Raw genomic sequence first — 25,749 nt, 5'->3', positions numbered from 1 at the left:
ATCAGGCAGCACAACGAGGTAGAGTAAGTTATGCTTGGCAGTCAGAAAAATCACCTCTTATTCCTTCCAATACTCACCGGTTTGTGTACCGGGGGGTATACAAAAAGTTGTACAGCTTCTGATTTAGATGTCAGCAATGAACTCGCCTTAAGCAGCGAATTGAGCGCAGCTAATCTTCTATCAGTCTCCAATCTCACAGTAATCAACCAAGAAGGTGGCGTGAACAATGTTAACGTGCGTCAATCGGGCCGAACCAATTATACTTCTGCTCATCAAGATGGTAATAGAAACACTCTTTCTGTAACACAGGCAGGTGAAAATAACATTGTACTTTCACGTCAAATAGGGGAACAAAACCTGAGTGGATTGATTCAGGTTGGCTATGAAAATCTGATTAATATTGAGCAATATGGTGCAGGTAACTCTGCAGGCATCTCCCAGTTTGGCACACAGAACAGTGCTCATGTGGAAGAGATTGGTATGCTACACAAAGTTAATATCTATCAAAGTGGTAATGGCTTACACACCTCTGTAACGGTAATAGGCACTGCGACCACTACTTCCATCCGCCAATTTGACTGAAATTACGCACGTCTCCCCCCTTAAATCTAACACCTTAAATAAGTGCCAGAGTTACCAGCTTGACCGACCCCTATTAAAACATCTTAACGACAAAAATAAATCTGAAGAAAAAAGCCTATTTTTGCCATATTCTTCAACCCTGTGATCCAGAACTATTTATCTGCGTAAAAACTAAAGTAGTAACCATTTGAGCAGATCATCCCCCTATGAAACCTGATTTTTTTGAAGACTAAATCACACATTAAAAATCAAACCGCAACAAAAGAACTATATTCCTATCTATTAGTGACTTATGTCCTATAGCGTATCTTCGCTTTACAGACAAAACTCATTACATATCTGATCAAATGTTGTTTTACACCTCTTGGACATTTTGTCATGCAGACATTAGGTTGTTTAGAGATCAATCTCTCAAAGCCAAACTGGCCCTCTCTCAAGAGTGGTCCCCAATGTAGTATCTGGGAGACACCATACCTCCCCATAGGCACAAGAGTAGTTAAGCCAATCAAGTAAATTAGCATTTTGAAGTATTAATCGCTGATTATTTAATTCAGCCAGAATTCAACGATGTAGCTATTCCAGGAATTTAGGAATCCTGCATTGTGAATCCATGACATCTGGATGATGTCAGCAATTTCAGTACAGTGTGTACTGGATCAAAACGTCAAGAGTAAAGGAGTATCGCATGAAGGCGTTAACACCAATCGCAGCTGCAATTCTTATCGCTACAAGTGGCAGTGTTTTTGCGGCAGGTAACACCACCTTACAAAACCAAGCTGGTATTGGTAACGTGGCTACATCTACCCAGGTAGGTCCGGGTAACGATAATAACCTGGTTATTCAAACTCAAGTTGGTAACTTCAATGACTCTAACGCACTGCAAACTTTCGGCAGTGACACCAATGTTATCAACCACTTTCAAACCGGCAACCTGAACAGTGCCGACTCCATACAAAGTGGCGGAGCTTTGAATGCTGCCTCTATTACCCAAGTAGGTGACGGAAATGTCGGCATTACAGATCAGTCCGCTTCCTTTGCATCAGCGGCACTAATTAATCAAGCCGGAGATGTTAACTTTGGCTTGGTAACTCAAGCTGCATCAACCCTGGATCTTGCAGCAATTAACCAATTAGGCACTGCAAACTTTGCAACAGTAACTCAAATTCTTAGCGCTGGAAATACCGCAGTTGCCAATCAGGCTGGCACTCTTAACATTGCTAATATTGCTCAGGTTTTTGCTGCTGGAAATACCGCGGTTGCTAATCAACTTGGCACTCTTAACATTGCTACCCATGCACAATCAGGTTTACTGAATAGTTCAAACTCTTCACAAGCCGGAATCTTAAATAATGCTCTCGTTCTTCAAGCAGGCTTAGGTAACGACTCACTGATGCTTCAGGCTGGTTTTGGTAACTTCTCTGCACATGCGCAAGTTGGTGCTTTCAACGATGCATTCTCCGCTCAAGCTGGAATTCTTAACGTATCCACCATCACCCAAACAGGTATAGGTCATGATGCTGCGACCTCGCAGCTTGGGCTCGCAAACGTTCATACCACAATCCAGTTTGGGTTAAATGAAACCGCCGTAGCAAATCAAGCTGGAGCCTTCAACGTCGGCTTCATTCTACAGTAGCTCTTACTGTAGTTCCTTAGAGAGAGAATATCCTTTGGCGGCCGCTATTTGGCCGCCTTTTTTCTATCTAATTGAAGGAAACTTCCCAGAACCACAGAGTAACAATTTAATTAAGTTAAATCGACGTCAGACTAAATCAATTTTAGCACTATACAAATCCCCCTCGGTTAAGTTGTCACTCAATTAGCCGCCCCCCAAAAGAGCACACTTTTTTCCTAGTTTATTAAAACTAATCTCCCATGGCTGCATCATTTTTTTCCTACAACACTCTAATCAGCATCAAGTTGATATTCACGAGGGTGCCATGTCTATTAAAGAATTTCATAGTGGGAACTCTTCCCCAATTGATTACTTCGATTAAACACCCTTAAATTTTTCCTCTACCCAGGAAGAGTTAACTCACAAATATTTTTGATGCTGTATTGATATTTTCTCTGGCAAAAAAAGCTTTTTAGCTAAACCTGATTTCTCTAAGGAGTAACTGATGAACAGGTATACCCCAATTGCCGCTGGCGTAATTATGGCTATCGCAACCAGTGGAGCCATGGCCAACACCTACATCCTTTTCCAGAACGGTGCTGGAAACATGGCCACAGGTGACCAAAGTGATCCAACTGTAACAGACAGCCTTATTAGCCAAGTTCAAATAGGTGACAACAACTACGTAAATGCCGAACAAGAAAATAATACAAATGACAGTTCGATCGAACAAGCACAACTCGGCAACAACAATACAGCTGAGTCATATCAAAATAATGCTTCTTTTACAGATGCCGTTATTACTCAGGCCGATGATAACCATCATGCCTACACACACCAACAAAATGCTGTCAGTTCATCTGCCGAAATTACCCAAAGTGGTTTTGGGGCTCAACATGCGCAGGTTTATCAACACTCTGTTTCAGGAAGTACTGTAGTTGTCACCCAGGAAGGTGGACCTAACCAAGCTACAGTCAACCAGCTGAGCAGCAACGCAAACTCTGTTACCGCCACTCAGGAAGGAGGTGACTTTGGAAATAACGTAATATCCACACTACAGGAGAATGGTGATTTTAACTCTATAGAAGCCGCGCAAAGGGGCGGCTTTAATGAAGCTATCGTTTCACAGGCTTCTGGTTTTGGTAATATTTCACTCTCCTACCAGGAAGGTAGAAGTAACCAAATCTACGTCACACAGCCAGGTGACAGCAACTTAAGTGATATTACACAACTTTGGGAGGGCAACGTAGCCGTACACTACCAATCAGGTGATGGAAATGTGGCTACCACTGAACAATTAACTATTGAGAATTATGCTGAAGTGTATCAACCTGGCAACGAAAATGTATCTACCATTTCACAATCAGGCGGAAACTTTAATCAAACATATATAAGCCAGATCGGAAACTCAAATATGTTTGATGCGACACAGATAGGAAATTCTAATTATATATCTGTAACACAATTATCAGATGGTAACATGATTTCTCCAACACAAATTGGAGATAACAACGTATTTATGCTTGTTCAATAATACAAGCTTAGTTATCTGCAGCAAAGCTGACCCAAATAGGGTTAGCTTTGTTGACTTACAATTGGCTAGACTACGCCCCAATATGTCAAGTTGGAATACTACTCAAAACAGCCGAGAAGATATCAACTAAATGACAGCTAGTTATATTTTCTCAAAGTTCTAACCGGTATTCGATATTCACAAAGCGACATACTGACCAAAGAAATTCATAAATTGGAGTATTTTCTGTATTGATTATTTTCAATTAAACAGCATTAAGTTTCTTTTTGTAAGAAAAATCTCGCCCGCAAGAGTATTTTATACTGTAGCATTTTTAGCTGGAAAAATATTTTCAACTAAACCTGATTTATCTAAGGAGTAACTGATGAACAGGTATACCCCCATTGCCACTGGCGTAATTATGGCTATCGCGACCAGTGGAGTCATAGCCGCGAACAACACCTACATCCTCATACAAAATGGCGCTGGGAATATGGCTACCGGTGACCAAAGTGACCCTAGCGTAACCGATAGTGTTATTTTTCAGGCTCAAATAGGTAACCACAACTACGCAACTGCGGAACAAGAGAGCAATACTCAAGATAGTAGGATCGAGCAAGGGCAACTAGGCAACAATAACATTGTAGAATCAATCCAAAACAATGCTTCCTCCACAAATGTTAGAGTTACTCAGGGTGATGACAACCATTATACCCATACCAAGCAATTAAATACCGACTTTTCAGGAATAGGAATTACCCAAAGTGGTTTTGGGCCTCAACATGCTCAGGTTTATCAAAATTCGGTTTCAGGAAGTACTGTAATTATCACCCAGGAAGGTGGTCCGAACCAAGCTACAGTCAACCAGTTGAGCAGTAACGAAAACTCTGTCACCACCACTCAGGAAGGGGGTTTCTTTGGAAATAACGTAATATCTGCGCTACAGGAAAATGGTGATTTTAACTCTATAGATGCTTCGCAAAGGGGTGGCTTTAATGAAGCCATCGTTTCACAGGCATCTGGTTTTGGCAATATTTCTCTCTCTTATCAGGAAGGGAGAAGCAACGAAGTTTATGTCACTCAGCCAGGAGACAACAACTTAAGTGATATCACACAACTCTGGGAGGGTAATTTAGCCATTCACTATCAGTCCGGCAATGGAAACGTGGCCATGACTGAACAGCTAACTATTGAGAATTTGGCTGAAGTATATCAACCTGGCAACGATAACATATCATATATATCTCAATCTGGCGGAAACTTTAATCAAACATATATAAGCCAGACCGGAAACTCAAATATGTTTGATGCGACACAGATAGGGAATTCTAATTATATATCTGTAACACAATTATCAAATGGTAACATGATTTCGCCAACACAAATTGGAGATAACAACGTATTTATGCTTATTCAATAATATAAGCCTAATTACTTGCAGCAAAGCTGACCCAAATCTGGTCAGCTTTGTTCACTCACATCTGTCTGGGCAAGGACAATATCCTACTAGGTTAAACTGGAATACTATCCTAAACGACCGAGAAACCATCAACTTAATGACAGCTAAGTTTTGTTTCCTGAAAAGCACTAGCCGGTATTCGACATTTATGAAGCGACATATTTATTGGAAAATATTTCTGGCTCAACCTAACGTCCCCAAGGAGTAATTCATGAACAAGTATATCTCCATTGCTGCTGGCATAATTGTGGCAATCGGTGCTAGTGATGCCATAGCCGACACCTACATAATTTTCCAGAATGGCACTGGAAATATGTCCACGGCCCTAAATAGAAATACTCCAGAAGCAGACGGCTATCTTAGACAAGCTCAAATTGGAGATAATAATTCCGCATTTACCGCACAAGATAGAAGCATGAACAACTTATCGATTAAACAGACACAACTTGGCAACCACAATTCTGCAAGATCAGTTCAACTCATAATCTCCTTTGTTGATTCTGTTATTACCCAGATAGGTGATAATCATTTCGCTGAAAGTGTACAACGACAAGTCGTTAGCTCATCCACTGAAATTACTCAAAGCGGTTTTGGAAATCAAGATACATTTATTTTTCAATTTGGAGCCTCGAGAAGTACTTCAGTAGTAACCCAAAAAGGAGGCTCTAACCAAGCTACGGTTAACCAATTAGGTTTTAACGCAAACTCTATCACCATCAGCCAAGAAGGATGGGGTTCTGGGAATAATACTTTAGCCGCGTTTCAGTCAGCAGTTAACTTCAACTCTATAGAAGCAACTCAAAGAGGCAGCTCTAATCTGACTGCCGTTTCTCAGATATTTTCATCCGGTGATAAATCTATTTCCCACCAAGAAGGCAGAAATAACGATGCTGAGGTTTCGCATGTTGGCGGTGAAAACAATTTAAGCGAAATAACACAGCTGTCGGATGGCAATAAAGCTAACCATATCCAAATAGGAAACGGAAATATAGCTACAACTGTACAGTTAACCATGAACAACCATACTTCACTCAACCAGAGTGGCAACAACAATATATCAAACATTTCTCAATCAGGTGGAAATTTGAATGAAACTTATATAGGCCAGATGGGGAACTCTAATATATTCAATGCTACACAAACAGGAAACTATAACTATATTTCTGTAACACAACTTACAGATAGCAACATGCTTTCGCCAACGCAAATTGGAGATAAGAACGTATTTATGCTTGTTCAATAATACAGGCCTAATTACTTGCAGCAATTCTGACCAAAATTGGGTCAGCTTTGTTCACTCACATCTGTTTTGGCAAGGATAATTTTCTAATAGATTAAACTGGAATACTATCCTAAACGACCGAGAAACCATCAACTTAATGACAAGTAAGTTTTTCCTGCAAAGCTCTAGCCGGTATTCGACATTTATGAAGCGACATATTTATTGAAAAATTTTTCTGGCTCAACCCAACTTCTCTAAGGAGTAACTGATGAACAGGTATATCTCCATTGCCGCTGGCGTAATTGTGGCAATCGTTGCCAGTGAAGCCATAGCTAACACCTACGTCCTTTTCCAGAACGGTATTGGAAATATGTCCATGGGCATCCTAGAAAATCCAGAAGATTCAAATAGTCATATCAAACAAATTCAAATTGGTGACAATAACTACGTAGACATCATACAAGCAAGAAATATGGGCGATATCTCGATCAAACAGACACAGCGTGGCAACAACAATACTGCGATATCACTTCAAGGAACAAACCTCTTTAATGATTCTATTATTACCCAGTCAGGGGACAATCATTATGCCGAAAGCTTTCAACAACTAAACATCAGTTCATCTACCGAAATTAATCAAAGTGGTTTCGGGGCTCAATATGCCCTAATTTTTCAAATGGGAGCTTCAAGAAGTACTGCAGTAGTAACCCAAAAAGGAGGCTCTAACCAAGCTACGGTTAACCAATTAGGTTTTAATGCAAACTCTATTACCATCAACCAAGAAGGATGGGGTTCAGGGAATAATGCTTTAGCCGCGTTTCAGTCAGCAGTTAACTTTAACTCTATAGAAGCAACTCAAAGAGGCAGCTCTAATCTGACTGCCGTTTCGCAGATATTTTCATCCGGTGATAAATCTATTTCCCACCAGGAAGGCAGAAATAACGATGCTGAAGTTTCGCATATTGGCGGTGAAAACAATTTAAGCGAAATAACACAGCTATCGGATGGCAATAAAGCTAACCATATCCAAATAGGAAACCGAAATATAGCTACAACTGTACAGTTAACCATGAATAACCATACTTCACTCAACCAGAGTGGCAACAATAATATATCAGGCATTTCTCAATCAGGCGGAAATTTGAATGAAACTTATATAGATCAGATGGGAAACTCTAATATATTCAATGCCACACAGCTAGGAAACTATAACTATATTTCTGTAACACAACTTACAGATGGCAATATGCTTTCGCCAACACAAATTGGAGATAACAACGTATTTATGCTAGTTCAATAATACAAGCCTAATTACTTATAGCAAAGCCGGCCCAAGCCGGGGCGGCTTTGCCCACAACAATTAAAAAGAAAAAGACAACATCCAAAAAAAATAAATTCACCCAATACACAGACATCAATCCGAACCAACATACCCAAAATAGAAAACGCAACAGGGGGGAGCAATTAATCACAAGCTCAATTACCTGCGGATATTATTTTAGCACCTCACAAAATAGACACACCTAAAAATTGATAATTTAACTGACTTTTTAACAGGCGTCGCTGGCACCTACTGAGAAAAACCTCCTATAGCTAATGCACGCAAATCAAGAAGCAACCATCCAACCATTTTTAGTAACCAAATAACCTCTAATCTAAAACCCTCTCTGCATCGGCATTTAAGCCATCACCTCAGCATAAAACACACTTTCTTCCTAAACTATCGAAACTTATCTCCTATAGCTGTTTTACTTTTTCAATACAAGACTCTACTCAGCATCAAGCTGATATACATGAGTGTGACATGAATTTTTCCAGACTCAAAAAAGGAAAGGATTACCCATCGACCAATCAGGTAAGCCCCTCAGAGGCTTTTCCTTTGCCAGGAAAAAACTTCCACACCTCTTTTTGATGCTGCTTTGATATTTTCTCCAGCATAAGTTTCAACTTAAATCTAATTTCTCTAAGGAGCATCCAATGAAAAAATATACCCCAATTGCAGCAGGCGTATTAATGGCTCTTGCCACCAGTGGCGCCATGGCCAACACTGTGATTTTAAATCAGAATGGTGTAGGCAATATTGCCATGCCAGTTCAAGAAGCGACTGTCACCAATGGCACTATTATCATTGATCAAACTGGAGATTTTAACGAATCTTATCCTGAGCAAACAAATAATACTAGTAACAGTCTTATTAGCCACACCCAAGTCGGCAATATGAATAAGGCATGGTCGCAACAGGATAACACCTCTGGTTCATTTGCACTTATTAACCAAGTGGACAACAATCACGAAGCCACCACCACCCAACTCTCCTCTAGTCTTTCTGGTGCATCAATCTTTCAAAGTGGCTTTGCACCGCAACAAGCATTTGTTAACCAGACCCTCGTGGTTGGAAACTTTGCAACGGTCAATCAGGAAAAAGGCCCTAACTTTGCATCCGTGAACCAATTTGGTGGTGTTGCTAATAGCACTACTGTCACTCAAACCGGTGGCAATGTTGGCGGTAACGGTGTAACTGCGATACAGAGTCTCGGTAGCTTCAATACCATAAATGCCACTCAATATGGCGGTTTAAATGGTGCATTAGTTTCACAGATAGGTGGCTCCGGCAATACTTCCCTGTCAGATCAAATGGGAAGAGGAAACCAGATTAACGCTGCACAGTCAGGCAATGGCAACACGAGTGTAGTCTGGCAGGAATGGGAGTACAATATAGCTATTGTAAATCAGTCAGGAAATAATAACTTCTCTTTCACTGAACAGCTGACTATAGATAACTTTGCTGCAACCGTTCAGTCCGGTGATAATAACATATCCGCCATTTCTCAATTTGGTGGCAACATGAATACAACCTTCATTACTCAAAGCGGAAGCAATAACTTCTTTGATGCAACTCAAATCGGTAACTCAAACCTAATTTCAGTAGTACAGCTAACCGATGGCAATGTGCTTGCACCCACCCAGATTGGTGATGGCAATGTCTTTATGCTGGTCCAGTAATATCATCTTCTAAAATCCAATAGAGCTGGCCTTAATGGGCCAGCTTTTTCATCACTAGCCCACTCAAATGATAAAGACGCATATTAGATTATCGCTTTGCTATTCGTAGACCGGCCCGATAATTCTCTGCTTGTAAATTATAAAGTACTTAAATACCAACGGTAGTAGAATATAAACTTTCTTCTTAGATGAATGAGATTAATCTCTCATTGTGAATAAGCACTACTCCTCCAAAATTAGACTAATGGAATACGGATATTCATAAGGTATATGTAACTATTAATGATTTAAAGAGGATTACCTTCTTCTTTATATCCATAGAAAACCTTGAGTAATCTCTCCTACGCTAAGGACAGCAACTTTTACGAAAGTTTTCGATGCTGTTTAGATATCATCCCTAAGGCAAATATTTTTCAAGCTAGGGACGATATCATAAAGGAGTGACTAATGAATATTTACAACCCCATTTTTGCAGGAATAACCATAGCTCTTGCTGCGAGTAACAGCATAGCCAATACCGTCATTCTAAATCAGAATGGTGTTGGAAACCTGGCGGCACCAGTTCAAGATGCCTCTGTAATCGACGGCACTATCATTATCAATCAGGTTGGAGACTTTAATGAGTCCTATCCTGAGCAAATTAACAACACCAACTCTAGCGCGATTAGCCACACTCAATCTGGTGATATGAATAAAGCTGAATCACAACAAAAAAATACATCGAACTCATTTTCCCTTATTGATCAAGTGGGCAACAATCACGAAGCCACTTCTGTTCAAATTTCAACACTTGATTCAGGTTCCACCATCCATCAAAGCGGCCCCGTGGCACAAATTGCAGTTATCCACCAGAGTAACGTCACCTCAAGTTCTGCTACGGTAAATCAAGATAGCGGTCACAATTTTGCCTCAGTAAATCAGTTTAATGGCACTTCTAACACTGCTTTTTTCAACCAGGTAGGAGGAGATATTGGCGAGAATACTCTTACGACCTTACAAGTAAATGGTGATTTCAACACTATCGTTGCCGATCAAGATGGTGGCTTGCATAGCTTATCCATCTCGCAAGTAGGCGGATCAAATAATATGTCTCTCTCACAACAGAGAGGGCGGGGAAACCAATTTAGCGTCGCACAGTCAGGTGATAACAACACTAGTGAAATTTTACAGACGTGGGAGAATAATATAGCTTTTGTCAACCAGTCGGGAAATAGCAACTTCCTGATTGTTGAACAACTATCGATCGATAACTTTTCTGTAACTGTCCAATCAGGTGATATGAATATTTCTACTATTACCCAGTCAGGCGGCAACATGAATACTTATCTTATAACCCAGAGCGGCGATTCCAACGCATTTAGAGCAACACAGACTGGAAATTTCAACTTAATATCTGTGGTACAGGAAAATAATGGCAGCGTAATGGAAGTTCACCAGATCGGCAACGGTAATATTTTTACCTTCCCGTAAACATTTTACTTAAAGAAGTTAAAGCTGGCCCCAGGCCAGTTTTATCAAAAATCAGTAAAAATTATCTGTAAACCAACTCAACAAATCAAAAATTCTTTATTTACCATCACCAATTAACTTGGTTTCGGATAAATAGAGTAATTAGTTAGAGGAGGCTCATCTGTTAGAGCTTACATCTCACCCGATCAAGCGAAGGACACTGATGAGTTAATACCAACTGAGCAAGAAGGAACAATATCAAATTTACAGCCTGAGAAAGTCGGACGCTCTCGAAAAGCATTTGCATAATTCTTGGAGAAGCATCCCTAATTGATCAGTCGAAAGATGTATGTAATACAGGCTTTTAAAGGTACGCCGAGCATACGGGATAGAATGTTACGAATGAGCTTTTATAGGCTGCAGATGATCTTCCTACAGCATAAGAAAATTGCAGTTATTACTTGAAGCCGAGAGATGTATCTTATGCTAAAAATAATACGACTTGTTTTTCATTATAAAGATAACAATTTCGTTGTATTTCTATGACCATATTGTAAGTCACCCTTCCCACAACTTGGATTTGATGTCTCTAAGGAGTAATCCATGAAGAAATATACCTCGATTACAGCTGGAATATTAATAGCCTATTCCTCAAGTGGTGCACTGGCATCTAATAATATATTTCTCAATCAGAATGGTAACGGGAACCTAGCCTTTCCATTTCAAGACCCAACAGTAAACTTCAATACCATTATCATCGATCAGAATGGTGATTTTAATGAATCCTCTTCCCAACAAACAAATCACAGCAACAATAGCGTTATTAGCCATAGACAGACAGGCAATATGAATAAGGCAGAGTCCTCACAGGATAATGCCCTTAATTCATTTGGCGTGATCCGACAAATTGACAACAAGCACGAAGCCGTCACAAGCCAAGCATCTGTCAATAATTCAGCCGCTGAAATTTTTCAAAGTGGCTTTGCACCGCAGTTAGCAACAATAAATCAAACGAACACCAACTCAAGTTTTGCAACCATAACTCAAAGTAAAGGTTCCAATATTGCTCACATAAATCAGACTGACGGAATCACAAACTTTGCAACTATTACTCAAACAGGAGGTACTCTTGGCGGAAATACCTTAACCGCTGTACAGGTACTCAGTAATTTAAATACAATCAATGCCACCCAATACGGCGGCATGAACAGCGCATTAATCTCTCAAGTTGGAGGCTCAAATAATACTTCTCACTCCAATCAACAAGGCAGGAGTAACCAGATTCACGTTGTTCAACCTGGAAGTAACAATGTGAGCGATATTATACAGGAATGGGAAAACAATATAGCTATTGTCGACCAAACAGGAAATAACAATCACTCTGTTACCAAGCAGTTAACCATAGATAATTACGCGGCAACCGACCAATCCGGTAATATGAATATGTCAAGCATATCTCAGTCCGGTGGCAACATGAATACAACGCTTATTACTCAAAGTGGTAGCAGTAATATATTTGAGGCGACACAGATTGGCAATTCCAACCTTATTTCTGTAGTACAGCAAACTAACGGTAATAACATTGCGCCCACTCAAATTGGTGACGGCAATGTCTTTATGCTTGTTCAATAAAACAAGTGAAACAACTAAAAGCTGGCCTAGAACGGGCCAGCTTTTAAGCAGACATCAAACTCATTCCACTCTTCTTTTTTGAAGATCCTAAATCCCTCTCTCCTCTATAAAAGTAAAATTCACAAATCAAAGTACCCAACGCCAATAGCCTTTTTTCCCAACCAGCTAGGCTAAAGTTAAATCAGCAAGCTACTACCTTCAAAATGGTGAACGTATAGCTAGTCCAGAAACACACTGAACCAAAATGGGTACAGCAGTAAACAGGAGTTGAAAGTGAGGAAGTTTCCAGTTCTGTCGCTGGCATTAATGATATCTTATGGCGGACTTACACATGCAGCGGGGAATTCAACGTCATTAGAACAAAGTGGCAATAACAATCAGGTGTTGATTGATCAATCTGATAATAGTGCTATCGACAACAGCATAGAAATTGCTCAGAACGGCAACCTCAATAATGTAGAGTCTGTCCAGACCAATGTAACCGACAGCCTGATACACCAAGTTCAAGAGGGAAAACTCAATGACGTTTACAGCTTGCAAATGGGGGGCTTCGGTAATAATGCTCTGATTTACCAAGTTGGTATGGATAACCGTGCCAATACCTACCAAATTGCTACTCAAAATAGCCAAGCAACCATTCGCCAAAATGGCGCTGGGAATGAAGCAGAGATTCATCAACACTTGGGAAGTGATAACATTTCTGTTATTGAGCAAATTGGTAATGTCCATGGCGCTTTAGTTGGACAGTATGCCAGCTTCAATGCTGAAGCTTATATATTCCAAGATGGTTCTTATCACGAGGCCATAATTAGACAAGAGGGCACCGGACACTATGCCAGTATCTCTCAATCTGGTATTTCTCACACCGCAGAAATAACCCAGGCCGATATGCACAATGAGGCTGATATTGTCCAAAGGGGAGAAAGCAACTACAGTACGATTGTTCAAGTCTCCTGGTATAACAGTGCGTTTGTGACTCAAGATGGCTACATGAACCGGGCAACGATTATGCAGTCAGGGGGTGGTGCCATGGGTGGAGGCCATTTGGTTGTGGTCAATCAATCTGGTGGTATGAATACGGCTACAGTTATTCAGAGCGGATTCTCTGAATCTGCAAATATTACCCAAACCGGCTACGGCAACACAGCTATAGTACATCAGTAAATATTGCTCCCCCTACAAATGCCAAAGATCAGGAACGATCTTTGGCATTTGTAATTATTTACTTACCCCCAATAAACCCCTCCCCCTGAGCACTTGTATGTATTCCCCATTAAAAGCAAATTTCATTGTTAATTTTTTTATCATTATTTCCGACTAAAACTTATCTCCCAGGTAAATGAAACTTCTATCCTATGGCTTTTCTTAGTCACTGAAGCAACAATAATATAGACGGAACGAACTTATGGACTCCTAAGCAGTAACAGGGATGCCAATCAGAATGAACCAGCTATTTCCTATCTTTGATTTCCCTTCGATTCTACCTTTTTGCACAGGCACTTACAGCGAGTGTATATCTGAGTAATTTATAGTTTGCCGCTAAATACCGTCTAGCGAATTACTGCAAAATACTTGGGTGAATTACGCTGTGCTTACGCTCAGCCGGTAGATACTGAACCCCAACCGCGATGCTCTTTTCTAGTAGTAATGGAGATACTCATGAAGACTTTAACCCCAATCGCTGCCGCTATTGCTTTTGTAATCAGCGGTGCAGCCATAGCCGATAACAATACCGCTTACCAGGATCAAAACGGTATGGGCCAACTCGGTTATATTGATCAGGCCGGCCCCGGTAGCCATCATAACCTGGCTGATCAGGAACAACACGGGGGATACAATACAGCGGTTAGTATCCAGATTCATGAACACCACAGCACGGTTCTTCAATATCAGGATGGCTACAGTAATTATGCCAATGCCTTTCAAAATGGGGGATCTGGCAACACCGCTGTGAGTGAACAATTGGGTATCGACAATAGTTCCTTAACTTTCCAGTTTGATGAGCACCATAGCTTCTCCTACCATGCTCAGGAAGGCCACGGAAATACCGCCTGGACTTATCAACAGTCTGGCGCTAATAACCAAGCGACCATTTTACAAAACGGCGACTACGGCTATGCCACTGTTACTCAAGTAGGCAGCTATGGCAGTGAAGCCATGCTCTCACAGGTTGGCGAAATGAATCGAGCTGATGCTCTTCAAGTTGGTGAAGGCCATAAGGCTCACTTGATTCAGGCAGGTGGTGGACACAACGATCTTGATTCCCGTCAGATCGGCCATAACCATGAAGCTTATATGTATCAAGATGGCTGGTATAACGAAGCGGATATTTCTCAGGCCGGAAGCCACCACTTCGGTAAAACCATGCAGGTTGGCTATGGCAATGATGTCTATGTAGGCCAAATAGGCGAAAACCACTATGCAGAAGTCACTCAGATTGGTTCACATAACAACAGCTTAGTAGCCCAATTTGGCTACAATGAAACCGCCAAAGTTCACCAACATGGCGACAGTAACAACAGTTTCGTTCACCAGTAAAAACTGCTCCTGCCCCAAAGAAAAAAGGCGGCCTCTGGCCGCCCTTTTTCTTACTAAGAGATCTTTTTATAGATGCTCTACAGTATCGATTTCATATTCCACCGTGCCGGAAGGCGTGTGCACAACAACGACTTCCCCCACTTCTTTACCAATCAGTGCGCGGGCAATCGGCGAGTTCACTGAGATTTTTTGTTTTTTCACATCCGCTTCATCGTCACCCACGATTTTATAAGTCACTTCAGCATCGTCATCCAGGTGAATAATCGTTACCGTGGTGCCAAAAATTACCTTATCGCTGGGCTCAATCGACTTCACATCGATCACTTGGGCGTGAGACAGCTTGGCTTCAATCTCTTGAATACGCCCCTCAATAAAGCCCTGCTTTTCCCGCGCCGCATGGTATTCGGCATTCTCCTTCAAATCACCGTGTTCGCGTGCTTCGGCAATGGCCTCTACCACCGCAGGGCGCTCGACTTTTTTCAGATTATCCAGCTCTGAACGTAGCGCTTCCGCGCCTTCAACGGTCATTGGTACCCGGTTCACTGTGGGACCTCCATTATTGTTACTACGCAACCGGGCCCTGTGTTGCCACAAGGCCCGGTCGGAAATGACGGATTGTTTTTAGATGATTAAGACAGCTTTACCACACGCTGGTGAAGGTCTTGCAGGCGGCGAACCTGTAGCGGCTGCTCCTGACGCATGGCCATCGCCATGGCCTGGGCCGCTGCCAGGGTGGTGGTGTAACACACCTGGTGGTTCTCGGCACTGCGGCGGATATCCGCAGAGTCGCGAATCGCCTGACGACCTTCGGTGGTGTTTACCACCAGTGCAATCTCGTCGTTTTTAATCATATCGACGATATGCGGGCGACCTTCACTCATCTTGTTGACGGTTGTAACGGGAATATCGTTTTCTTGCAAGACCTTGGCGGTGCCACGGCTGGCAATCACCTCGAAGCCCAGCTCCACCAGATCGCGGGCAACGCCCACTGCATCGGCCTTGTCGAAGTCACGAACAGAGATAAATACGCGGCCGGACTCCGGCAGGCGATCGCCAGCGGCAACCAGGCCCTTGTCGAAGGCTTCCGCGAAGGTGGCGCCTACGCCCATCACTTCGCCGGTAGACTTCATCTCTGGGCCAAGAATCGGGTCCACTTTGGGGAACTTATTGAAGGGGAATACAGACTCTTTAACGGAGTAATAGTCCGGAACGATCTCTTCAGTAAAGCCCTGCTCTTTCAGGCTGATACCCGCCTGACAGCGTGCAGCCACTTTCGCCAGTGAAGTGCCGATACACTTGGAGACGAAAGGTACGGTACGGGAAGCGCGCGGGTTCACCTCAATCACGTAGATCTCGCCATCCTGGTAGGCCAGCTGGGTGTTCATCAAGCCAACTACGCCCAGCTCGCGGGCCATGGCTTTCACTTCTTCGCGCATACGGTCCTGCACATCCGCCGGCAGGCTGTAAGGCGGCAGGGAGCAGGCGGAGTCACCGGAGTGAACACCACACTGTTCAATGTGCTGCATAATGGCGCCGATCACTACGTCCTGGCCATCGGATACCGCGTCGATATCCACCTCAATAGCAGCGTTGAGGAAGTGATCCAGCAGTACCGGCGCTTCGTCAGAAACCTGTACCGCTTCTTTCATATAAGTGAGCAGCTCGTCTTCTTTGTAGACGATCTCCATGGCGCGGCCGCCCAGTACGTAAGACGGGCGCACAACCAGCGGGTAGCCCACGTCTTTCGCCGCCTGGATGGCTTCGGAGACAGAGCGCACGATGGCGTTCTTCGGCTGCTTGAGGCCGAGACGCATAATCATCTGCTGGAAACGCTCGCGGTCTTCGGCGCGGTCGATCTGCTCTGGGGTAGTACCGATAATCGGCACACCTTCGTTGGCTAGGTAGCGCGCCAGGTTCAGCGGAGTCTGACCACCGAACTGTACGATCACGCCTTCCGGCTTCTCTTTGGCAACAATTTCCAGCACATCTTCCAGGGTTACCGGCTCGAAGTAGAGGCGGTCGGAAGTGTCGTAGTCGGTAGAAACAGTCTCCGGGTTACAGTTGACCATAATGGTCTCGTAACCGTCTTCGCGCATCGCCAGGGCGGCGTGTACACAGCAGTAGTCGAACTCGATGCCCTGGCCGATACGGTTGGGGCCACCGCCGAGTACCATGATTTTCTTCTTGTCGGACGGCTGCGCTTCGCACTCCTCATCGTAGGTGGAGTACATGTACGCAGTGGAGGTGCTGAACTCAGCGGCACAGGTATCCACGCGCTTGTAAGACGGGAATACACCCAGCTTGTGGCGGAATTCGCGCACAGTCTTCTGGCTCACCCCCAGCAGATCCGCCAGGCGGCGATCGGAGAAGCCTTTGCGCTTGAGGAAGCGCATTTGCTCAGTGGTCAGCGCCGAGGTAGGCAGTGACTTGAGCGGCTCTTCAATTTTGATCAGCTCTTCGATCTGTACCAGGAACCAGGGGTCAATACCGGACAGGTCGTAAACTTCACCGACGCTCATGCCCATACGGAAGGCGTCGCCCACGTACCAGATGCGCTCGGCACCCGGAACAGAGAGTTCACTGCGCAGACGGGTCTCAGCGCCGTCTTTGCTTGGGTCAATTTTACTTTCCAGGCCGAAGCTGCCCACTTCCAGACCGCGCAGGGCTTTCTGCATGGACTCCTGGAAGGTACGGCCGATCGCCATCACTTCACCCACAGACTTCATCTGGGTGGTCAGGCGCGCATCGGCTTCACCGAATTTCTCAAAGGTGAAGCGCGGAATCTTGGTGACAACGTAATCGATAGACGGCTCGAAGGACGCCGGAGTAGCACCGCCGGTGATATCGTTTTGCAGCTCGTCCAGGGTGTAACCCACGGCCAGCTTGGCCGCGACCTTGGCGATCGGGAAGCCGGTGGCCTTGGAGGCCAGTGCGGAGGAGCGGGATACGCGGGGGTTCATCTCGATCACCACCACGCGGCCAGTCTTAGGGCAGACGCCGAACTGTACGTTGGAGCCGCCAGTCTCAACGCCGATCTCGCGCAGTACCGCGATAGAGGCGTTGCGCATCAGCTGGTATTCCTTATCGGTCAGCGTCTGCGCCGGGGCCACGGTGATAGAGTCACCGGTGTGTACGCCCATCGGGTCGAAGTTCTCGATGGAACATACGATGATGCAGTTGTCGTTCTTATCGCGAACCACTTCCATCTCGTACTCTTTCCAGCCGAGCAGGGATTCGTCGATCAACAGTTCGTTGGTGGGGGAGAGGTCGAGACCGCGCTTACAGATCTCTTCAAACTCCGGCCAGTTGTAGGCCACACCGCCACCGGAACCACCCATGGTGAAGGACGGACGGATAATTACCGGGAAGCCGAACTCTTCCGGTACTTTCTTCGCCTCTTCCATGGAGTGGACGATCTTGGCGCGCGGAGTTTCCAGGCCGATCGCCTTCATCGCCTTGTCGAACAGGTCGCGGTCTTCCGCTTTCTCGATAGCGTCTTTGTCCGCACCGATCAACTCGACATTGAATTCCTTCAGGACACCGTGCTTGTCCAGGTCCAAGGCGCAGTTCAATGCAGTCTGGCCACCCATGGTGGGCAGGATGGCGTCAGGGCGCTCCTGCTCGATAATCTTGGCAACGGTGCGCCACTCCACCGGCTCGATGTAAGTGGCATCGGCCATGGCCGGGTCGGTCATGATGGTGGCCGGGTTGGAGTTCACCAGGATCACCCGGTAACCCTCTTCGCGCAGCGCCTTACAGGCCTGGGCGCCGGAGTAGTCAAATTCGCACGCCTGGCCGATCACGATGGGGCCTGCGCCGATAATCAGAATGCTTTGGATATCTGTGCGTTTTGGCATCTTTCTTCCGTTCTACTACCGGCTAAGGCCGGCTGCGCTAAATTTCATTCGTTTCTTGTTAAAACCGCCGCAAAAGCGGCGGTTAATTGCCCGACCCTGGGCGGCTACGCCCTTAGGCGCGCTCTTTCATCAAATCGATAAAGTGGTCGAACAACGGCGCCACATCGTGTGGGCCCGGGCTCGCTTCCGGGTGTCCCTGGAAACTGAAGGCCGGCTTGTCCTTCAGGTGAATACCCTGCAAGGTACCGTCGAACAGGGACTTGTGGGTGACTTCCACATTGTCCGGCAGGCTGTCGGCGTCCACTTCGAAACCGTGGTTCTGCGCGGTGATCATCACCTTGGTGCTGTTCAGGTCTTGTACCGGGTGGTTACCACCGTGGTGACCGAACTTCATCTTGGCAGTTTTACCGCCCACCGCCAGGCCCAACAACTGGTGGCCCAGGCAGATGCCGTAGGTGGGGATGCCAGCGTCCAGGATTTCGCGAATAGCGGTGATCGCGTATTCACAGGGCTCGGGGTCACCGGGGCCATTGGACAGGAATACACCGTTGGGATTCATCGCCAGTACTTCGGAAGCCGGAGTCTCCGCCGGTACTACGGTGATGTCACAGCCGCGATCCACCAGCATGCGCAGGATGTTGCGCTTCACACCGAAGTCGTAAGCCACAACTTTGAAGGGCTGTTCCGGCGCGGCCTTATGGCCTTCGCCCAGTTCCCAGGTACCTTCGCTAAAGGGGTAGGCTTCCTTGGTGCTCACCACCTTGGCCAGGTCCATCCCTTTCAGACCGGCAAATTCCTTGGCCTTGGCCAGGGCTTCTTCGCGGTCGATATTATCACCGGCAACGATGCAACCGCTCTGTGCACCCTTGTCGCGCAGCAGGCGGGTCAGGCGACGAGTGTCGATATCGGCGATACCAACGATATTACGCTCGCGCAGGTAGTCCTCCAGGGACTGCTCGTTGCGGAAGCTGCTGGCCAGCAGCGGCAGGTCGCGGATTACCAGGCCGGCGGCCCAGATATCAGCGCACTCTTCGTCTTCCTGGTTGGTGCCAGTGTTGCCAATGTGCGGGTAGGTCAGAGTCACAATCTGGCGGGCGTAGGAGGGATCGGTGAGGATCTCCTGGTAGCCGGTCATGGATGTGTTAAACACGACCTCGCCAACAGAACTGCCGAGGGCACCGATTGCGCGTCCTTCAAAGACGCTACCATCAGCGAGCACCAGCAGTGCGGGAGTTGTACTCTGCATAAAGTTGTGGGGCATGAAGGCCTCCGACGTAGGGACAGCTTTAGTCAAATTGAACTCCAATCTTCAGAACTGCTTCCGGGCGGGGTTTGTGGGCTTCGGAGCACGCGGCTCCTGACTGGCGCGCGCATAAAAAAGCGAGATGAAACATCGCAGCTTCATCTCGCTTTAAAAATCTGTTCACGCGCGGCTCTCACATATTGGCCGATGCTTGCCACCGGCTTTTTTTGGTGGGCTCGCGCTGCGCGATTCAGCTTCGCGACACCGGCCCAAATTCGGGCGCAGATTCTACGCGAATTCGCTTCTAGACGCTAGTGCAAAAATACGCCAAACCTGACGAAAAACTTCTCTTTACTCCAGCTTCTGCCCGAGACGAAAGAGGCTATTGCCCATTTTTAGCTCGGCCTTTTCCAGCATGGTTTTGTTCATGCGCAGCGCCACTTCGCCGCCTTTATCGGCAAATTCAATCATGCCGCCAGTTGCGGCAAAGCGCTCGGCATCGCTCACCGTAAGAACCGGGAAGAACTCCACTGTAACCAGTGTCTTTAGGAGGCTCGAGCGGTCCATAGAGCCAAGAACCACAATCTGGCATTTGCGCGCGCGCAGCATATCTTTGAAGCCAATTTTCTCCAGCGCCACCCGGCGCCCATCAATACGCTGATTCTTGAAGCGCAGAGCCAGCTGCTCACCGAGGGAATCCCCTCCCATCAAGCACACCTTAAAGGGGGCACTGTAATTATCAAAAGCGTTGACCGGCCACTGCAGGTTGTAGGCGAAGTGCACGATGTAATCCACCATGACACGCCGCCCCAGGGGGGTATCCGAAAGGTGTACTGCGGCCTGTACCAAGGGAGCAAGCAACAGGCCCAATATCAGGGAAATCGTCAGGAATGAGCGAGTGATAGAAAGTCTGGCAAAGAGTGTCTTCACGGTCATTGATACCCTGGAGTTCACACCTTTTGCCGGCGGAAGGCGCGGTTCCGGCAGAAAGTGTCTATCGGCGGATACCTGGGCAATCAACCACTGCCGAGGCTCGAACGGCGCGCCAGCGAAAAGCCCGGCCACCTTTGAAGGTTAGCCCACCGAGCTTTGCACCGTCGGCGCCCCGTTCACCGTCGATTACTCGGGTACACGGCTATCCAAGTCGGCACTTCCATCCTGGGTTTTTGTTACGGGACGCCATTTGAGCGCCTTCTCGATCGACATAATCATCGCACCGGCCACATCCTTGCGCGTGGCACTCTCAATACCCTCAAGACCGGGGGAGGAGTTCACCTCAAGTAATAACGGCCCTTTACGCGAACGAATAATATCCACACCAGCCACTTTCAACCCGAGCGCTTTAGCCGCTTTAATGGCTATGCGCTTTTCATCTGCTGTGACTTTAACCACCGAAGCGGTGCCGCCCTGGTGAATATTGGCGCGGAACTCTCCCGGCGCCGCCTCTCGCTGGATCGAGGCCACCACGCGGCCATCAATCACAAACAGGCGCAGGTCCTTGCCCTGGGCCTCACGGATAAACTCTTGCACTAGCAAATTGGCTTTAAGTGACTTGAACGCATTAATCACCGATTCGCCGGCTTTGCGGGTTTCCGCCAACACCACTCCGCGCCCCTGAGTTCCCTCCAGCAACTTCACAATCAATGGTGCCCCACCCACCATGTCAATCAACTCGTTGGTATCTACCGGCGAGTTGGCAAAGCCTGAAGTGGGAATACTCAAACCACTCTGCTGTAACAACTGCAGGGAAAATAGCTTATCCCTCGACTGGCTGATCGCGGCAGAGCCATTCAGGGCAAACACATCCAGACTCTCAAAGTGGCGAGTGAGGGCGCAGCCGTAAAAAGTCTGACTGGGGCGAATACGGGGGATAATGGCATCCAGATTGTTGAGAATTCTGCCATCGCGATAATGTACTTCGGGCTCATCCGCATCGAGTTTCATATAACACTGGCGAACATCCAGGAAAGTCATCCGGTGGCCGCGCTCGGCACCGGCTTCCATAATGCGGCGGTTGCTATAAAGATCCGGATTTGAGGCCAACAGCCCGATACGCAAGCCGGTGCCGGCGATATGGTGCTCGTCCCGATAAAATTCATCCAGCTGACTTTTTGGCAGTTCACCCAGACAGAAGCTCTCCGAGGGGTCCACCATCATGCGGCCGAGCATGGCCTCGCGCCCCAACAACATGCGATAGCCCATACTGTCACGGTTGGTCAGGGTCAATTCGATATCCCAGACACTTCCGCCGATGGAAAGCGCGGTACGAATTACCGGACGCCGCTCCGACTCACCAGAGGAGCTGCGTACAAGGCGCTTGTCGAGAATTCGAGCCTCACAGCGCACGGTCGGCCGACGCTGGTGCTGCAATGGATGCGCTTCAAAGCTTACCCAGGGCTCACCATCCCGTTTAAACGTCTGAATATTATATGCGTGCAGGCAAGAAGTCTTAGCCCCGGAGTCCACCCGGGCCTTAACTGCGGGGATACCTAGACCGGGAAACGCACACCATTCTTCACTGCCGACAATCAGCTTTTTTTCCAAACAAAAAATCCTCAAAAAAGTTTTTGATTTACCTAAAGAGTCGAAAACCCGAAGTATTGACTTTCACTATAAAAATAAGGCTCGCCTATCGATCAACCGTATAAATACTGCCTTAGAACTATTGAATAAAGGCCGCCCTTTACCGATTTTTTTGCGTGATCCTATTAATTTAACCCCAGTACATCGCGCATATCGTAGTGGCCCGGCGCGCGTGCCGATTGCTTATTTCCCATCAACCATATCGCTGCGCGTACCGCACCGCGGGCAAAAGAGAGACGGCTGCTGGCGCGGTGACTGATTTCTACGCGCTCCCCTTCAGCCAGGAACATCACAGAGTGCTCACCGACCACATCGCCGCCGCGCACAGTGGCAAAACCGATAGTGTCGCGCTCACGGGCACCTGTCTGGCCCTCGCGGCCATAAATCGCCACTTTCTCCAGATCCCGCCCCAGGGTCTCGGCGACGACTTCTCCCATGCTTAACGCAGTGCCAGAAGGCGCATCCACTTTGTGACGGTGATGCGCTTCAACAATTTCTATATCGGCATCTTCACCCATTACCCGTGCAGCGGTCTCCAATAACTTGAAGCACAAATTTACGCCGGTGGAAAAGTTACTGGCCAGGCACAACGGTACCTTGCCCGCATTAGCCAGCACCTGATTTTTCTGCTCAGAGTCAAAACCGGTTGTGCCAATAACAATGGGGCGTCCGTTGGCTGCACAATAGGCAGAGTTATCCACAGTTGCCTGTGGCGCGGTAAAGTCGATCAGTACATCGAAGTCGGCTTTATCCAGGCTATCGACAATGGCGATGCCGTTGCGCCCGAGGCCCGCAACTTCACCGGCATCTGCCCCCACCAAGCTGGAGCCCGGCCGTACAACTGCCGCGCTGAGCTCAGCCTCATCACTTAAAAGCAGTGCCTCCGCCAAGGCCCTTCCCATACGCCCGCCAAACCCGGTGATCGCTACTCTTACTGCCACATCAACACTCCTGTCTACGCCCAATATTGCTGCGAATCTTACCCCGCCCTACCAGAAAGCAGCTACAAAAACTCAATCTTAAAAAGTGATCATTTTTGGGGACCAAACTGACCATAAAACTTCCAGCCATAGAGGAAATAACAAAACATATTTTTATTACCAACTAACTGAAATTGAGTGAAAGCAATGACAAATCACGATGCTAGGCTTAAGCCAGAGGGGTAAATGGAGCGCCAACATGCGACTAATGATTCGATCAAACCACCTGCCACATTTATTGGTGGTGGTTATTTCTTTAACCCTGGCCTTTGGCAGTGCGCCCGTATCCGCACAACAGCAAACTACAAACCCCGACTTCTGGGAGAAATATGACGACATTACAGATTGGGTGACGCTGCGTCTGCAGCTCACCCCTGGCCAGGAAAAAGTAGTACTGCCCATCTTGCAAAAGAGCCTTGCAGAGAAAAAAGCCGTACTGGATCGCTATGGCGTTTTGGACAACCCTAAACTGACCTTAACACCTAAGCAGCGCGGGGAAATCGGTGCGCAATTGGCCGCGATTAGCGCGCAGGCAAACAAAGAACTGGAAGGGATACTAAAAAAACAACAGATGAGGGAGTTAGGTAAGATTCAACACGAATTATTGATGGCACTGGCTGCCCGTCTGAGGGCCCGTTCTGCCCAGGCCAACTAACCCGGCAGAGATACCGGGCCAGTTTTCGCTATTCTTCCTGCTTTTAACTTTTAAAAGAGCTCATCCGTTAAGCAACTATATAAGCCCTAAATTACCGATGGTCGAATAGCGATTGGGGATGCTCGCTTAGCGTTAAAGCTTCATATCCCCAAAGAAGTTTTTCACCCCTTCAAACCAGCCGGTCTGGCGTGGTGCATTTTTCTTTTCGCTCAGGGTATTGGCAAATTCCTGCAGTAACTCTTTCTGTTTACCAGAAAGGTTTACCGGTGTTTCCACTACAACCCGACACAGCAAATCGCCGGTAGCGCCACCGCGCACCGGAGTGACACCTTTACCACGCAGGCGGAACAGCTTGCCAGTTTGACTCTCTGCGGGAATCTTTAGCTTCACCTTACCATCGAGGGTCGGCACTTCCAGTTCGCCCCCCAGTGCTGCGGCAGCAAAACTGATGGGCACTTCGCAATACAAGTTCTTGCCATCGCGCTGGAACAGCTCGTGCTCCTTCACCACCACCTGTACATACAAATCACCAGCGGGCCCGCCATCGGGGCCAGCTTCACCCTCACCGGACAGGCGGATACGATCGCCAGTATCCACGCCAGGCGGAACCTTAACGGACAGAGTCTTGGTCTCTTCAACCCGACCGCGACCGTGGCAGCTGCCACAGGGATCGGAGATAGTGGTACCGCGACCGCGACAGTTGGGGCAGGTTTGCTGAACAGAGAAGAAGCCCTGTTGCATACGCACCTGACCGGCGCCACCACAGGTGCTACAGGTCTGCGGAGAGGAACCAGGCTTGGCGCCTGAACCGTGGCAGGTATTACAGGAAGCGAGCGTTGGCACACGGATCTTGACCGTGGTACCGCGCACTGCGTCTTCCAGGTCCAGTTCCAAGTCGTAACGCAGGTCTGAACCGCGCGCCGGGCCACCCCGACGGCCGCCACCGCCCCCACCGAAAATATCGCCAAATACATCGCCGAAGATATCGGAGAAACCGCCGAAGCCACCGGCGCCGCCACCACCCATTTGCCCTTCTACACCGGCGTGACCAAATTGATCATAAGCCGCGCGTTTCTGCGAATCGGACAGTATCTCGTAAGCCTCGTTGGCTTCCTTGAATTTATTTTCCGCTTCCGCATCATCTGGATTGCGGTCCGGGTGAAACTTCATCGCCACCCGGCGGTAGGCTTTTTTCAGCTCTGCATCCGAAGCGCCGCGCTCGACGCCGAGGACTTCGTAATAATCGCGTTTCGACATAAAACTATGTTCTCTGGTCCGGCATCAAGAACGGCCAAACTCTTTCTACTTCTCAGTTTCTAACCAAGCCCCGCATTGCGGAGCACCACCAAACTGCGAACTCGGTACAAACTTTGATGGATACCTGAAACAACACAGGGCGCGGGGCCTAATAAAGAAGGCGC

At 47.0% G+C, this 25,749-nt stretch carries 19 protein-coding genes and 1 pseudogene; 12 read left to right on the top strand and 8 right to left on the bottom strand.

Features of this window, described 5'->3' with window-relative positions; translation table 11 throughout:
• The first annotated feature begins 30 nt into the window (after positions 1 to 30).
• The 11 genes from ACJJIC_RS06745 (at position 31) to ACJJIC_RS06695 (ending at position 15,010) form a co-directional block, all read left to right on the top strand.
• Positions 31 to 582 carry a hypothetical protein gene (locus ACJJIC_RS06745; protein ID WP_445356647.1) on the top strand — a complete coding sequence of 184 codons (552 nt, stop codon included), beginning with the start codon at positions 31 to 33 and terminating at the stop codon, positions 580 to 582.
• Positions 583 to 1,267: 685 nt separating this feature from the next.
• Complete coding sequence (locus ACJJIC_RS06740) at positions 1,268 to 2,215, top strand: hypothetical protein (RefSeq protein WP_445356646.1); 948 nt, start codon at positions 1,268 to 1,270, stop codon at positions 2,213 to 2,215.
• 484 nt (positions 2,216 to 2,699) lie between these two features.
• Positions 2,700 to 3,728, top strand: coding sequence for a hypothetical protein (locus ACJJIC_RS06735; protein WP_444910441.1), 1,029 nt, complete (start codon positions 2,700 to 2,702; stop codon positions 3,726 to 3,728).
• 364 nt (positions 3,729 to 4,092) lie between these two features.
• On the top strand, positions 4,093 to 5,127 hold the full coding sequence (locus tag ACJJIC_RS06730) for a hypothetical protein (protein ID WP_444910442.1): 1,035 nt from the start codon (positions 4,093 to 4,095) through the stop codon (positions 5,125 to 5,127).
• Between the two features lie 250 nt (positions 5,128 to 5,377).
• Positions 5,378 to 6,409, top strand: coding sequence for a hypothetical protein (locus tag ACJJIC_RS06725; protein ID WP_444910443.1), 1,032 nt, complete (start codon positions 5,378 to 5,380; stop codon positions 6,407 to 6,409).
• A 247-nt stretch (positions 6,410 to 6,656) separates the two neighbouring features.
• Complete coding sequence (locus tag ACJJIC_RS06720; protein ID WP_444910444.1) at positions 6,657 to 7,688, top strand: hypothetical protein; 1,032 nt, start codon at positions 6,657 to 6,659, stop codon at positions 7,686 to 7,688.
• Between the two features lie 677 nt (positions 7,689 to 8,365).
• Positions 8,366 to 9,391: a hypothetical protein gene (locus tag ACJJIC_RS06715; RefSeq protein WP_444910445.1), complete on the top strand. Its 1,026-nt coding sequence runs from the start codon at positions 8,366 to 8,368 to the stop codon at positions 9,389 to 9,391.
• A gap of 447 nt (positions 9,392 to 9,838) precedes the next feature.
• Complete coding sequence (locus ACJJIC_RS06710; protein ID WP_444910446.1) at positions 9,839 to 10,861, top strand: hypothetical protein; 1,023 nt, start codon at positions 9,839 to 9,841, stop codon at positions 10,859 to 10,861.
• 582 nt (positions 10,862 to 11,443) lie between these two features.
• On the top strand, positions 11,444 to 12,472 hold the full coding sequence (locus ACJJIC_RS06705) for a hypothetical protein (protein WP_444910447.1): 1,029 nt from the start codon (positions 11,444 to 11,446) through the stop codon (positions 12,470 to 12,472).
• A 273-nt stretch (positions 12,473 to 12,745) separates the two neighbouring features.
• On the top strand, positions 12,746 to 13,636 hold the full coding sequence (locus ACJJIC_RS06700; RefSeq protein ID WP_444910448.1) for a hypothetical protein: 891 nt from the start codon (positions 12,746 to 12,748) through the stop codon (positions 13,634 to 13,636).
• A gap of 495 nt (positions 13,637 to 14,131) precedes the next feature.
• Positions 14,132 to 15,010 (top strand): hypothetical protein, encoded by an 879-nt coding sequence (locus ACJJIC_RS06695; RefSeq protein WP_444910449.1) that lies wholly within the window; start codon positions 14,132 to 14,134, stop codon positions 15,008 to 15,010.
• A gap of 66 nt (positions 15,011 to 15,076) precedes the next feature.
• On the opposite strand, the gene greA is transcribed toward ACJJIC_RS06695, so the two are convergent.
• The 7 genes and pseudogenes from greA to dapB all read right to left on the bottom strand — a co-directional run bounded on the left by greA (position 15,077) and on the right by dapB (position 23,634).
• Positions 15,077 to 15,553: a transcription elongation factor GreA gene (gene greA, locus ACJJIC_RS06690; protein ID WP_252083232.1), complete on the bottom strand. Its 477-nt coding sequence runs from the start codon at positions 15,551 to 15,553 to the stop codon at positions 15,077 to 15,079.
• Between the two features lie 86 nt (positions 15,554 to 15,639).
• Positions 15,640 to 18,867, bottom strand: a complete 3,228-nt coding sequence (gene carB, locus ACJJIC_RS06685; protein WP_444910450.1) for a carbamoyl-phosphate synthase large subunit — start codon at positions 18,865 to 18,867, stop codon at positions 15,640 to 15,642.
• 112 nt (positions 18,868 to 18,979) lie between these two features.
• The gene (gene carA / locus ACJJIC_RS06680) at positions 18,980 to 20,128 is read right to left on the bottom strand and encodes a glutamine-hydrolyzing carbamoyl-phosphate synthase small subunit (protein ID WP_444899884.1); all 1,149 of its coding nucleotides are present in this window, start codon (positions 20,126 to 20,128) and stop codon (positions 18,980 to 18,982) included.
• Positions 20,129 to 20,461: 333 nt separating this feature from the next.
• Positions 20,462 to 21,175, bottom strand: coding sequence for a YfiR family protein (locus tag ACJJIC_RS06675; protein ID WP_445356645.1), 714 nt, complete (start codon positions 21,173 to 21,175; stop codon positions 20,462 to 20,464).
• A gap of 54 nt (positions 21,176 to 21,229) precedes the next feature.
• Positions 21,230 to 22,168, bottom strand: a complete 939-nt coding sequence (gene rimK, locus ACJJIC_RS06670; protein ID WP_444885930.1) for a 30S ribosomal protein S6--L-glutamate ligase — start codon at positions 22,166 to 22,168, stop codon at positions 21,230 to 21,232.
• Positions 22,169 to 22,252: 84 nt separating this feature from the next.
• A pseudogene (locus ACJJIC_RS06665) lies at positions 22,253 to 22,654 on the bottom strand (ATP-dependent zinc protease family protein); the annotation flags it as partial.
• Between the two features lie 164 nt (positions 22,655 to 22,818).
• Positions 22,819 to 23,634: a 4-hydroxy-tetrahydrodipicolinate reductase gene (gene dapB / locus ACJJIC_RS06660; RefSeq protein WP_444910452.1), complete on the bottom strand. Its 816-nt coding sequence runs from the start codon at positions 23,632 to 23,634 to the stop codon at positions 22,819 to 22,821.
• A 238-nt stretch (positions 23,635 to 23,872) separates the two neighbouring features.
• Between dapB and ACJJIC_RS06655 the strand changes: the two genes are divergently transcribed.
• Entirely contained in the window at positions 23,873 to 24,328 is a 456-nt protein-coding gene (locus ACJJIC_RS06655) for a hypothetical protein (protein ID WP_444910453.1), read from the top strand.
• 132 nt (positions 24,329 to 24,460) lie between these two features.
• On the opposite strand, the gene dnaJ is transcribed toward ACJJIC_RS06655, so the two are convergent.
• A complete protein-coding gene (gene dnaJ, locus ACJJIC_RS06650) occupies positions 24,461 to 25,585 on the bottom strand; it encodes a molecular chaperone DnaJ (protein WP_252083238.1) in 1,125 nt (374 codons plus the stop codon).
• Positions 25,586 to 25,749: the final 164 nt, after the last annotated feature.

This window comes from Microbulbifer mixtoriginis (SeqCode) (genome assembly GCF_052468275.1).
This window is presented reverse-complemented; position numbering and strand designations above follow the sequence as displayed.